Origin of the sequence: Streptomyces sp. NPDC018031, from assembly GCF_044327625.1 — a bacterium.
Taxonomy (GTDB): Bacteria; Actinomycetota; Actinomycetes; order Streptomycetales; family Streptomycetaceae; genus Streptomyces.
Window position 1 is genome coordinate 31890 of the sequence record NZ_JBIRFT010000003.1, and the last position, 12674, is coordinate 44563.

Consider the following 12674-nt stretch of genomic DNA (forward strand, 5'->3'; position numbering starts at 1 on the left):
GGCAATCCCGTCGAATCCCCCTGGGTTATCCACAGGCGAGTGACGGGATGCCGCGGGGACGGCAAGAATGCGTATGTGGCATCAGCCCCCTGCGGGGGGCCGGTGTCCGCATTTCGGGGTGGGCCGGGTCCGTATCGAGGGCGCCGGCCCGGGAAAGGGCCGAGGAGGGCCGGGTGACGACCTATGACGAGCGAGCGAGCCTCAGCGATCTGACCACCACAGCGGAGCGGGTCCGCAGGTCGGTGGAGGGCGTGATCGAGGGCAAGCCCGAGGTCGTGCGGCTCTCGCTGACGGTGCTGCTCGCCGAGGGACATCTGCTGATCGAGGACGTCCCCGGCGTGGGCAAGACGATGCTCGCCAAGGCGCTGGCCCGGTCCGTCGACTGCTCGGTGCGCCGGATCCAGTTCACCCCCGATCTGCTCCCCTCGGACGTCACCGGGGTGAGCATCTACGACCAGCAGCGCAAGGAGTTCGAGTTCAAGCCGGGCGCGATCTTCGCCCAGATCGTGATCGGCGACGAGATCAACCGCGCCTCGCCCAAGACCCAGTCGGCGCTGCTCGAATCGATGGAGGAGCGGCAGGTCACCATAGACGGGCAGACCTACGAGCTGCCCAGCCCCTTCATGGTGGTGGCCACCCAGAACCCGGTGGAGATGGAGGGCACCTACCCGCTGCCGGAGGCGCAGCGCGACCGGTTCATGGCCCGGGTGTCCATGGGGTACCCGAGCCCCGAGGCCGAATTGCAGATGCTCGACGTGCACGGGTCCGTGTCGCCGCTGGACACGCTGCGGCCGGTCGCGCAGGCCCAGGACATCGTGAAGCTGGTGGACGCGGTGCGCGGGGTGCACGTCGCCGAGGCGGTCCGGCGGTACGCCGTCGACCTGGTCTCCGCGACCCGCAGCCACCCCGACCTGCGGCTCGGCGCCTCACCGCGGGCCACCCTCCATCTGCTGCGGGCCGCGAAGGCGGCGGCGGCACTGGCCGGACGCGAGTTCGCGCTCCCGGACGACGTGCAGTCGCTCGCCGTCCCGGTGCTGGCGCACCGGCTGCTGCCGACCGCGCAGGCCCAGCTGAACCGGCGCACCTCCGAGCAGGTCGTGGCGGAGATACTGCACCGCACCCCGGTGCCCACCGCGGCTCCGCGCGGGGCGCAGCCGATGCCCCACCACACCGCGGCGATGCCCCCGGTCGCCCCGCCCGCCATGCCCCCGGCCATGCCGCAGGGAATGCCACCGGGCATGCCGCCGGCCGAGTACGGCCACCAGCCGCCGGGCGCCCGGAGGATGTGATGAGTGCTGGGGGGATTCCGCCGACCGGCGGTGACGACGACAAGGGCGGTGTGCGGACCGCTCTCGCCGGGCTGACCACCCGCGGGCGGTCCTTCCTCGCCGCCGGTATCGCGGCGGCGGTGTGCAGCTACGTGCTGGGCCAGGACGACCTGCTCCGGGTCGGACTGCTGCTCGCCGTGCTGCCGGCGACCTGCGCGGCCGTGCTGTACCGCACCCGGCACCGGGTCGCCGGCAGCCGGCGGCTCAACCCGGCCCGGGTGCCGGCGGGCTCCGAGGCCCGGGTCCACCTGCGGATGGAGAACGTCTCCCGGCTGCCCACCGGGCTGCTGATGCTGCAGGACCGGGTGCCCTACATGCTGGGCCCGCGGCCCCGCTTCGTGCTCGACCGGATCGAGCCGTCGGGGCGGCGCGAGGTGTCCTACCGGGTCCGCTCGGACCTGCGGGGCCGCTATCCGCTGGGGCCGCTCCAGCTGCGGCTCTCCGACCCGTTCGGCATGTGCGAGCTGACCCGCGGGTTCAGCACCTACGACACCCTGACCGTGGTGCCCCGGGTGGAGCCGCTGCCGGCGGTGCGGCTCGCGGGCGAGGCCGCCGGGTACGGCGACGGGCGGAACCGCTCGCTGGCGCTCGCGGGCGAGGACGACGTCATCCCGCGCGGCTACCGCCACGGCGACGACCTGCGCCGGGTCCACTGGCGCTCCACCGCCCGCTACGGCGAGCTGATGGTCCGGCGCGAGGAGCAGCCGCAGCGGGCGCACTGCACGGTCCTGCTGGACACCCGGGCCGTCGCGCACCACGGTGCCGGGCCGGACTCCGGGTTCGAGTGGGCCGTGTCCGGCGCCGCCTCGGCGGCGATACACCTGCTGGAGCGCGGCTACGCGGTCCGGCTGCTGACCGACACCGGCAGCTCGGTGCCGGGTGGGGAGGCGAGCGGTTTCGCCGGGCCGTCCCTGGAGTCGGCCGAGACCTCCGGGATGCTGCTGGACGCCCTCGCCGTGGTCGGCCACTCGGACGGCACCGGCCTCTCCCCCGCCTACGACGTGCTGCGTGGCGGCGGTGAGGGGCTGCTGGTGGCGTTCTTCGGCGAGCTGGACGAGGAGCAGGCCGCGCTGGCCGCGCGGATGCGGCAGCGCAGCGCGGCGGCGATCGCCTTCGTGCTGGACGTTGCCGCCTGGTCGCCCGGGGCCCGGAGGGCCGACGCCCACCGCGCCGAGGAGCGGCTGGGCCTGCTGCGCGAGGCGGGCTGGACGGCGCTGCACGTCGGCCCCGGGGTCCCGCTGGCCCATCTGTGGCGGCACGCCGGTGCCGGGGGCGGGAGCCGGGCGGACGCGGGAGCCGCGACGGCGGCGGGCAGGACGGGGGTGTGGTCGTGAGCGGACGCACACGGCTCGCGGTGTGCGCGGCGTTGGCGACGCTGGCCGCTTCGTGCGCCTTGATCCCGCTGGTGAACAAGTCCGGGTGGATCCTCCAGGCGGCGCTGCTGCTGGCCGTGCAGAGCGCGGTGGGGGCGGCGGCCCGGCGGGTGCCGCTGGCCCGCCCGCTGACCATGGCCGCGCAGCTGCTGGCGACGCTGCTGCTGGTCACCGTGGTCTTCAGCCGGGAGCAGGCGTTCGCCGGGCTGCTGCCCAGCCCGACATCGGTCGAGCACCTCGGCCGGCTGGTACGGCAGGGCGCGGACGACGTCGCGCTGTATGCCAGCCCGGCGCCGCTCACCGACGGCATCCGGCTGCTGCTGATCGGCGGTGTGCTGCTGATAGGCCTGGTGGTGGACGCGCTGGCGGTCACCTACCGCAGCGCCGCGCCCGCCGGGCTGCCGTTGCTGGCGCTGTACTCGGTCGCGGCCGGGCTCTCCGAGGGCGACCGGGACTGGCTCTGGTTCCTGCTCGCGGCGAGCGGCTATCTGCTGCTCCTGCTGGCCGAGGGCCGGGACCGGCTGTCCCAGTGGGGCCGGCTGTTCTCCGGCGGGGGCGGCGGGCCGCGCCCGCCGGAGGGGGCCGGCTCCGGCCTGGACGCCCCGGCCGGGCCCGCTCTCGCGCCGGTCCGCACCGGGCGCCGGATCGGTGCGCTGGCCCTGGGTATCGCGCTGGCGGTGCCGGCGGTGCTGCCGTCCCTGGACGGCGGGCTGCTGGACAACGAGGGCGACGGCCCCGGGAAGGGCGGGGGCGGCGGCACCATCTCCGCGGTCAACCCGCTGGTGTCGCTCCAGGACAGCCTCAACCAGCCGGAGAACAAGGAAGTACTGCGGTACAAGACCACCGCCGAGCGCACCCAGGACATGTATCTGCGGATCCTGGCGCTCGACAAGTTCGACGGCTCCACCTGGAAGCCGTCGGAGCGGCCGGTGGGCGACGTGCCGCCGGAGTTCCCCTGGCCGGCGGGCCTGGACACCGACATCCGCACCACCCGGGTGAACACCACCATCGCGGCCGCCGAATGGTACGCCCAGGACTGGCTGCCGATGCCCTTCCCGGCGACCCGGGTGGACATCGACGGACGCTGGCGGTTCGAGCCGGAGGGCCGCACCGTGGTCGGCGACCACCGGCAGACCACCCGGGGCGTGCGGTACACCGTCTCCAGCATGCGGGTCCAGCCGACCGCCGGGCAGCTGGCGGCGGCGCCCGAGGCCCCGCCGCGGCTGCTCCGCGAGTACACCGAGGTGCCGGACTCGCTGCCGCCGGTGGTGGCCGACACCGCCCGGGAGGTGACCTCCGGGGCCAGGAACTCCTACGAGCAGGCCGTCAAGCTGCAGGACTGGTTCTCCTCCGACGGCGGGTTCCGCTACGACACCCAGGTGGAGGCCGGCAAGGGGCCGCAGGCCATCGCGAACTTCCTGCGCCAGCGCGAGGGCTTCTGCGTCCACTTCTCCTTCACCATGGCGGCGATGGCGCGCACGCTGGGCATTCCGGCGCGGGTCGCGGTCGGGTTCACGCCGGGCACGGCCCAGACGGACGGCACGATGTCGGTCGGCATCCGGGACGCGCACGCCTGGCCCGAGCTGTACTTCGAGGGACTGGGCTGGACCCGGTTCGAGCCCACTCCCAGCCGGGGCACCCAGCCCGACTACACCGAGACGCCGATCCCCTCCGAGGACCCCACCGAGGTGCCGGACCCGGATCCCACGACGTCCGACCGGCCTTCGTCGGAGCCGTCGGCCAAGGAGAGCTGCCCGCCCTCGGCGAAGAAGCTCGGTGACTGCGACGACGCCGCGCCGGCCGGGCCGACCGACGACGGCTCCTCCGGCGGCTGGAGCTGGCAGCAGCGTTCGCTGGTGGCGGCGGCCACCCTCGCCATGGCCCTGCTGGTCCTCGCACCGCTGCTGCCCATGCTGTGGCGGCTGCGGGTGAGGGCGCGGAGGCTGAACGGGTCCGCCGGGCGCACCCCGGCGGACGCGGCGGACCGGACGCTGGCCGCCTGGCACGAGCTGACCGACTCCGCCTGGGACCACGGGGTGGCCCCGGACGACTCGCAGACCCCCCGGAGGGCGGTGGCCCGGATCGTCCGGGCCGGCCGGCTCGACCCGCCGACGGCCGAGGCGGCCCAGCGGGTGGCGGTGGCGGTGGAGCAGGTGCTGTACGCACCGCACCCGCATCCGGTGTCGGGGCTGGCGAGCGACGTACGGCAGGTGATCGCGGGGCTGCGGGCGGCGTCCGACCGCCGGACCCGGCTGCGCGCCCTGCTCGTGCCGCGCTCCTCCGTGCGGCTCGTCTGGGCGGCGTCCCGGCGGTGGTCCGAGCGGACCGCGCGGTGGAGCGCGTCCACCGCGCGATGGACTCGCTGGACGAACGGGATACGCCGGCCGGGCCGGCAGCGCGGCTGACCGCGCCACCACATCGGGCGGCCGGTGCCCAGGCCCGGGCACCGGCCGGGCCTGGGCACCGGCCCCGCCGGTGGCGGCCCTCAGGCGGCGGCCTGGCCCAGGTGACGGCCCTCGGGTGGCGGACTGGCCCAGCTGGCGGCCCTCGGGTGGCGGACTGGCCCAGGTGGCGGCCCTCCGGTGGCGGCGCTGCCAGAGTGCGGCCCGGTCTCGGTGGCGGCCCTGCCCGGTGGCGGCCCGGTCGGGGGCGGCAGTGTCTGGCCGATCGCCGATGATCAGCCGGCGCCCCCGATGGCGGCGCGCTGCGCCCACGGCCCGGGGCGCCGGGCCGGTGGCCGACCGCCCGGTGCCCGGGTGCCGTTCTCGCCCGTCCGACGCCCGGGACACCTGGGCCACTGGACGCTGGCCGCCCATCCGGAGCCCGGAGTGCCGCCCCCGGCCGGGCCGATGCCCGGGAGACTCGGGCCACTGCCCGCTAGCTGCCCTGCCCATCCGGTGCCCGGGGTACCGCCTCGCCCGTCCAATGCCCGGGACACTCGGGCCACTGGCCACTGGCCGCCCATCCAGTGCCCGGGGTGCCGTTCTCGCCCGTCCGACGCCTGGGGCGCCCGGGCCGGTGGCCGACCGCCCGGTGCCCGGGTGCCGCCCTCACCCGCCCGATGCCCGGGACACCCGGGCCACTGGCCGCCCATCCAGTGCCCGGGGTGCCGTTCTCGCCCGTCCGACGCCTGGGGCGCCCGGGCCGGTGGCCGACCGCCCGGTGCCCGGGTGCCGCCCTCGCCCGCCCGATGCCCGGAGCACCCGGGCCGCCGGCCGCTCATCCGATGCCCGATGGTCTGGGTGCCGGATGCCGTCGACCGGTCCTCCGTCCGGTACTCGTCGCTCCGGGTGCGCGGCCGTCCGTCAGTTGGACGGGCATGGCTACCGGGGCTCGCCCACCCGCCCCGTCCCGGCACCGGCCGGAGGCGGGGGCCGCCGCTGGGACCAGGTGCGAAGGCGCGAGCGAGCACGCGAGGGCACGCTCGGCAGGGGTCCCAGCCGAGCGCGGAAGCCCGGGCGGTCGCCCGGGTACACACGACGGAGGGCGGGCGCCTTGTGGCGCCCGCCCTCCTCAAGCCTTGATCAAGCGTTCTGTCACCCGCCACCGCCCGGGCAGGGCGGGTACGGTGCGGTGCTCAGTGGCCCTGTTCGTCGCGGCGGCGCTGCCACCGTTCCTCGATCCGGTGCATCATCGAACGGCGCTGGCGGCCCGGATGGCGACGTCCCGCGCCCTCACCGGCTCCGGCCGACCGCTGTTCTCCGGGCTTGGGGGCCTTGCGCCAGCCGGTCACCGCGAGCACGGCGCATCCGAGCATGACGAGGAAGCCCACCACGCTGACCCAGATCTGCTGGACAGCCACGCCGACCATGAGGAGCGCGATGCCCACCAGAAAACCAGCGACCGCCTGGTAGACCCGTCGACGGGTGTACGTGCGCAGGCCGCTACCCTCAAGCGCTGTCGCGAACTTGGGATCTTCGGCGTACAGCGCTCGCTCCATCTGCTCGAGCATGCGCTGCTCGTGCTCCGAGAGCGGCACGGAGTCCTCCTACTCGTCGGTCGCGGGGGGCGACCGGGTGCGACCCTTTCAGGATAGGCAGGGAATCGCCCCCGTGAAACCCGCCCCTCTGCGCCAATTCACCCACCGGTACCGCTGTGGTGGACGGTGGCGCTGAAAGCTCCATTCCCCACCCGCCGATCCGCCATGCGGGACGGTGTCCCTCGATCATACGGGGCGAACCGGCTGATCGGGTGGGCTGTGGCCCAGCGCACCGTCCGGAACCGCAGCTCGGCGGGGGTGGCGCGGTCAGCCCCGCTCGGCGAGGACGTGCAGCTGGGTGGCGATGGAGTGGAAGGCGGGCAGTTCGGCGGCGGCCGACTCCAGCTGGAGCAGTGCCTCCAGCGCGCTGGGCTCGGTGTCCACCAGTACGCCGGGGACGAGGTCGGAGAAGACCCGTACCCCGTGCACCGCGCCCACCTCCAGACCGGCCGCCGTGACCAGCTCGGTCAGCTGGTCGGCGGTGAAGCGGTGCGGAATCGGGTCGCCCTCGCCCCAGCGGCCCGCCGGGTCGGTCAGGGCGTGCCGGGCCTCGGAGAAGTGCCCGGCGAGCGCGCGGGAGAGCACGGCACCGCCGAGACCGGCGGCGAGCAGGCTGAGGGTGCCCGCCGGACGCAGCGCGGCGACGGCGTTGCGCAGCCCCTCGGCCGGGTCGTCGACGTACTCCAGCACGCCATGGCAGAGGACCACGTCGTACCCTGCGGGCCGGACCACCTCGAACAGCCCGTGCGCGTCGCCCTGGACGCCGCGCACCCGGTCCGCGACGCCGGCCTCGGCGGCCCGGCGTTCCAGCGCGAACAGGGCGTTGGGGCTGGGGTCGACCACGGTGACGCGGTGGCCGAGCCGGGCCACCGGGACGGCGAAGTTGCCGGTGCCGCCGCCGGTGTCCAGCACGTCGAGGACTCCCCCGGCCGCCGGATCGGCTGTCTTGACCCGGCGGTCCAGGGCGTCCTCGAGGACCTCCCACACCACTGCGGTGCGGAGGGACGCGCGGGGGCGAAGTGGGATCTCCCCGCCGGGGTTAGGGGAAGGCTCGGGCACGGCGGATGGCTCCTCGGCGCGGGTGTCGTCGCCGCTCCCGCGGTGACGACCGATTGCTGACGTCGACGGCCCCAGCCTATTGCCTCACCAGGGGTGTGGCGGCGCGCGGGGCACCCGCCGCGCCCGGCAGGTACCTCCCGGCCGCCCACGGCGGATCCGCAGGCCTGGCCGGTCCGGTGGCGGCGGCGCCCCGGCCACCCACCGGGCGGCATCCGCGAGGCGCTCTCCCGCCCCGGGTGCGCCCAGGGCGGGCCCCGGGCGCACCCCCGGGGCGGGTCAGCCTCCGGTCACCGGTGCCTCCCGTTCCTCCTCCGGCCCGTCGGTCCGGGTGGTCGGTCCGTCGGTCCGGGCGGTCTGCTGAGGGAGGGTCGGCTGCAGCGCCAGCATCCGCTCGACGATGCGGAGGAACATGCCGACTGCCCGGAACAGGTCGTCGGCGTCCCGGGCGCTGGCCGCGCCGGCTATGCCCGCCTCGGCCCGGGCCCGGCGGTCGGCTCCGGAGGCGAACAGGGCGCTCCATTCGGTCAGCTCGGGGGCGACCTCCGGCAGCACCTCCCAGGCGCTGCGGATGCGCGCCCGGCGACGCGCGGTGGGTTCGGGGCGGCCGCGCACCGCGAGGACGGCGGCGGCGGTCCGCAGTGCCGCCAGGTGGGCGGTGGCGAACCGTTCGTTGGCGGTCTCCAGCAGGGCGGCTTCCTCCAGGCCGAGGTGGGCCTGGGTGAGCAGTCCGAGCGCGGCCGGCGGGGCCGTGGCGCGGCGCAGGACGGGGTGGACATCGGTCGCGGGTCCGGTCAACGAAGGGGCGGTGCCGGCGGCACGGTGCCGGCGCGCGGCAGCGGTACTGGCCATGACGAACCTCCTGTCGTCCCAGGGCGGACCCCGCCGGTGATGACGGTGGCCGCCGTGTGTGCCCATCGTCCGGCACACCACTGACAATCGGCCCTGACCTGCACAAACGTCCCCTTCCCGGGCGATCGGGCCACCTTGCCCGCAGGCACCGCCCCCGGGCTCCTTCGCCGTCGCCACGGGCAGCCCGGCGCCCCGGCGCCGGCGGTCCGGCCCTCGGCGCGGTACCCCTCCGCCGCCCCGCCGGCAGGCCCGCTGCTACAGTTTTTGAACTGACCGGTCAGTTCAAAGAGTCGGCTTCCGGAGGGATTCTTGGACACCACCGCACCATCCGACGCCCCGGGCGCCGCCGCGGTATCGGCCGAGGGACTCGGCGTCCGCGGCCCGCGCGGCTGGGCGTTCCGCGACGTCCGGCTGAGCGCCGGCCCCGGTTCCCTGATCGCCATCGCGGGGCCGTCCGGCTCCGGCCGTACCTCTCTCCTGCTCGCCCTGACCGGCCGTATGCGTGTCGCGGCCGGGCAGGCGGTGGTCGCCGGACACCGGCTGCCCCGGCGGATGTCGGCGGTCCGCCGGGTGTGCGCACTGGCCCACGTCCCCGGGGTGACCGAACTGGACCCGGCCCTCACCGTCGCCGAGCACCTGAGGGAACGCGCCCTGCTGGAGCGGCGGTTCACCGGCTCCCCGCTGGCGCTGCTCCGACCGCGGGGGGAACGCGCGGCGGCCCGGGCACGGATCGACGCGGCGCTGGCGTCGGCCGGCCTGGACCTGGACACCCTGCCGAAGGGCCCGCGGACCGCCGTCCGGGACCTGGACAGGCTGGAGTCGCTGCGGCTGTCGGTGGCGCTCGGCCTGATCCGGCGCCCCGCCCTGCTCGCCGTCGACGACACCGACCTCAAGCTCTCGGACTCCGAGCGGGAGCGGGCCTGGGAGCTGCTGCGGGGGCTCACCGCGGAGGGCGTCACGGTGCTGGCGGTGTGCAGCGAGGCGCCGGAGGGGGCGGTGGTCGTCCCGACCGGCCCGCCGGACGCGACCGAACCGGCCGAAGCGACCGAACCGGATGGATCGACCGAACCGGCTGACCCGACCGGACCCGCCGAACCGGCTGACCCGACCGGACCTGCCGAACCGACCGAACCGACGGCACCGACCGAACCGGCCAACCGCACCCGGCCGGCCGAGCAGACCGAGCAGACCGGGCAGACCCGGCCCGCCGGGAAGACCGAGCAGGCCGTGCGGGAGCCGGCGGCCCCGCGGAACGAGGAGGGGGCCGGGGATGCGATCTCCGAAGCTGGCCGCGCTTGAGCTGAAGCGCTTCGGCAGGGGACGGATGCCCCGGGCGGCCCTGGTCGCCCTGCTCCTGCTGCCGCTGCTGTACGGCGCGTTGTACCTCTGGTCGTTCTGGGACCCGTACGGGCGGCTGGACCGGATCCCGGTGGCGCTGGTCAACGCCGACCGGGGCGCCGAGGTCCAGGGGAGGAAGATCACCGCGGGCGACGACATCGCCGAACGGCTGCTGCGGAGCGACACGTTCGAGTGGCATGAGACGAGCGCCGCCGAGGCCCGTGCGGGCGTCGAGAACGGCACCTACTACCTCTCGCTCACCATGCCGGAGGACTTCAGCAAGCAGATCGCCTCCAGCTCCGGGGAGAACCCGGCGACGGGCGCGCTGCGGGTACGGACCAACGACTCCAACAACTACATCGTCGGCCAGATCTCCCGGACGGTCTTCTCCGAAGTGCGGGCGGCCGCCTCCGCCAAGGCCTCGCGCGGCTTCTACGACCGGATCTTCATCTCGTTCTCCGACATCCACGGCCGGACGGAGCAGGCAGCCCAGGGCGCCGACAAGATCGACAAGGGGCTGGGCAAGGCGCAGCGGGGCGCCGGCAGCCTCGCCGAGGGCCTGGCCAAGGCGAAGAAGGGCAGCCGGTCCCTGAAGAACGGCCTGACCAAGCTCGACAAGGGCGCGGGCAGGCTGGAGACCGGCGCCGTCGACCTGGCCGAGGGCACCCAGACCCTGGCGGACAAGGTCAACGGGGTCGCCGACCGGATCCGGCCCTTCCTCAAGGAGAACGGCAAGGAGATCGGGGAGGTCTCCCAGTTGGTCGCCGACGCGTCCGCGAAGGCGTCCGAGGACCTGGGCAAGCTCCCCGAGGCGGCCGCCACGGCCGCGCTCCAGGCCCGCACGGCCGCGGACGACCTCGCCGCGGAGTACGCGCGCCGCTGCGAGGGACCGGTGCGGACGGACCCCGACTGCCCGGCGCTGAAGAAGGCCAAGGAGGCCGCCGGGACCGCCGCGGACGTGGCGGAGGACGTCGACGACCTGGTGCAGCGGCACACCACCGACCTGGACACCCTCGGCGGCCACCTGGACGACCTGCACGAGAAGGCCGCCTGGCTGGCGAAGAAGGCGCCGCACCTGGACGAGGACCTGGACACCGCCGTCTCCAAGATCAACGCTCTCAACACCGGGGCGCACAAGGTCTCCAAGGGCGCGGACGACGTGCACACCGGCCTGACCTCCGCCAAGAAGGGCTCCAAGACCCTGGACAGCGGGCTGGGGACGCTCCGGGACGGCGCCGAGACCCTGGACTCCGGCCTGATCAAGCTGGTCGACGGCTCCGGGAAGCTCGCCGACGGGCTGCACAAGGGCGCCGAGCGGATCCCCGACTACGGCAAGGACGACCGCGACGCGCGCACCGAGGTGATGGCGGATCCGGTGCGGCTGGCGTCGAACTCGCTCCACTCGGCCCCCAACTACGGCACCGGTTTCGCGCCCTACTTCATCCCGCTCGCCCTCTGGGTGGGCGCGATGGTGGCCTACATGCTCATCCAGCCGCTCAATCGCCGGGCGCTCGCCGCGGGCGCCTCCGCCTGGCGGACAGCGCTCGCCGGATGGCTTCCGGTGGCCGTGATCGGGGCCCTGCAGACCGCCGCGCTGATGTCCGTGCTGCACTGGTCGCTGGGGCTCCGGATGGCCCGGGCCGGCGGTACCGTCGCCTTCCTGCTGCTGGTCACCGCCTGCTTCGCGGCCATCGTGCAGTGGCTCAACGCCCGCTTCGGCCCGGCCGGCCGGATCCTGGTGCTGGCGCTGCTGATGCTCCAGCTCACCTCCGCCGGCGGCACCTATCCGGTGCAGACCAGCCCCGGGTTCTTCAACGCGCTGCACCCGTTCCTGCCGATGAGTTACGTCGTGGCGGCGCTGCGGCGGCTGATCACCGGGGGTGGCCTGGGGCCGGTGTGGGAGGCGTGCGCCGTCCTGACCGCCTTCACGGTGGCGGCGCTGGCGCTGACCGCCTGGTCCGCGCGGCGCAAGCAGGTGTGGACGCTGGACCGGCTGCACCCGGAACTCACCCTGTGAACCGGCCCGGCGAGGGGCGTGCGGGGCACTGTCCAGCAGGGAGAATCGGGGGCATGGACAGCAGCAGCACACGCCGTCAGGCCACCCGGCGGAAGCTCTTCGAGGCGGCGGTCACGCTCATCGCCGAACAGGGCTTCTCCTCCACCACGGTGGAGGAGATCGCCGAGCGGGCCGGGGTGGCGAAGGGCACGGTCTACTACAACTTCGCCAGCAAGACCGTGCTCTTCGAGGAGTTGCTGCGGCACGGCATCGAGCTGCTCACCGACTCGCTGCAGCACGCCGCCGACGAGACCGCGGAGCGCGGCGGCAGCCATGTGGACGCGCTGGACGCGATGATCCGGTCCGGGCTGGACTTCATCTCCCGCTACCCGTCGCTCACCCAGCTCTACGTCGCGGAGCTGTGGCGCACCAACCGGGCCTGGCAGTCGACCCTGATGCTGGTGCGCAAGCGCGCCATCGCGGTGATCGAGACCGTGCTCCACGAGGCCGTCGCCGACGGCGAGCTGACCGCGGAGATCGACATTCCGCTGACCGCTTCGGCGCTGTTCGGGATGGTGCTGGTGGCGGCCCTGGACTGGCAGTCCTACCAGCCGGAGCGGTCGATCGACGACGTGCACGCGGCGCTGTCGCGGCTGTTGCAGGGCCGGGTCAGCGGGCGGCCGCCGGGCGCCCGGGAGCTGCCGCGGGCCTAGCGGCCGGACGGTGCGCGGCGGGGCCGCGGTGGGCGGCCG

The 12674-nt window shown here is 74.9% G+C and carries 9 protein-coding genes; 6 read left to right on the forward strand and 3 right to left on the reverse strand.

Going from position 1 to position 12674, the window contains the following annotated elements; translation table 11 throughout:
- Positions 1–173: 173 nt before the first annotated feature.
- Genes ACH4B3_RS10420 through ACH4B3_RS10430 form a run of 3 tightly spaced genes read left to right on the forward strand, consistent with a single transcriptional unit; the run spans position 174 to position 5106 of the window.
- Positions 174–1289: an AAA family ATPase gene (locus ACH4B3_RS10420; RefSeq protein ID WP_398462381.1), complete on the forward strand. Its 1116-nt coding sequence runs from the start codon at positions 174–176 to the stop codon at positions 1287–1289.
- On the forward strand, positions 1289–2662 hold the full coding sequence (locus ACH4B3_RS10425) for a DUF58 domain-containing protein (protein WP_398462382.1): 1374 nt from the start codon (positions 1289–1291) through the stop codon (positions 2660–2662). Before ACH4B3_RS10420 ends, ACH4B3_RS10425 begins: the two co-directional genes overlap by 1 nt.
- Positions 2659–5106, forward strand: coding sequence for a transglutaminaseTgpA domain-containing protein (locus tag ACH4B3_RS10430; protein WP_398462383.1), 2448 nt, complete (start codon positions 2659–2661; stop codon positions 5104–5106). Before ACH4B3_RS10425 ends, ACH4B3_RS10430 begins: the two co-directional genes overlap by 4 nt.
- 1172 nt (positions 5107–6278) lie before the next feature.
- On the opposite strand, the gene ACH4B3_RS10435 is transcribed toward ACH4B3_RS10430, so the two are convergent.
- The 3 genes from ACH4B3_RS10435 to ACH4B3_RS10445 form a co-directional block, all read right to left on the reverse strand.
- Complete coding sequence (locus tag ACH4B3_RS10435) at positions 6279–6680, reverse strand: DUF3040 domain-containing protein (RefSeq protein WP_398462384.1); 402 nt, start codon at positions 6678–6680, stop codon at positions 6279–6281.
- A gap of 267 nt (positions 6681–6947) precedes the next feature.
- Positions 6948–7739, reverse strand: coding sequence for a methyltransferase (locus ACH4B3_RS10440; protein WP_398462385.1), 792 nt, complete (start codon positions 7737–7739; stop codon positions 6948–6950).
- Positions 7740–8015: 276 nt separating this feature from the next.
- On the reverse strand, positions 8016–8588 hold the full coding sequence (locus ACH4B3_RS10445; protein ID WP_398462386.1) for an SAV_6107 family HEPN domain-containing protein: 573 nt from the start codon (positions 8586–8588) through the stop codon (positions 8016–8018).
- Between the two features lie 309 nt (positions 8589–8897).
- Between ACH4B3_RS10445 and ACH4B3_RS10450 the strand changes: the two genes are divergently transcribed.
- From ACH4B3_RS10450 to ACH4B3_RS10460, 3 genes are read left to right on the forward strand one after another with little or no spacing between them, the layout of a single operon-like run.
- The gene (locus tag ACH4B3_RS10450; protein WP_398462387.1) at positions 8898–9887 is read left to right on the forward strand and encodes an ATP-binding cassette domain-containing protein; all 990 of its coding nucleotides are present in this window, start codon (positions 8898–8900) and stop codon (positions 9885–9887) included.
- Positions 9859–11943, forward strand: a complete 2085-nt coding sequence (locus ACH4B3_RS10455; RefSeq protein WP_398462388.1) for a YhgE/Pip family protein — start codon at positions 9859–9861, stop codon at positions 11941–11943. Before ACH4B3_RS10450 ends, ACH4B3_RS10455 begins: the two co-directional genes overlap by 29 nt.
- 53 nt (positions 11944–11996) lie before the next feature.
- Positions 11997–12635 carry a TetR/AcrR family transcriptional regulator gene (locus tag ACH4B3_RS10460; protein WP_398462389.1) on the forward strand — a complete coding sequence of 213 codons (639 nt, stop codon included), beginning with the start codon at positions 11997–11999 and terminating at the stop codon, positions 12633–12635.
- Positions 12636–12674: the final 39 nt, after the last annotated feature.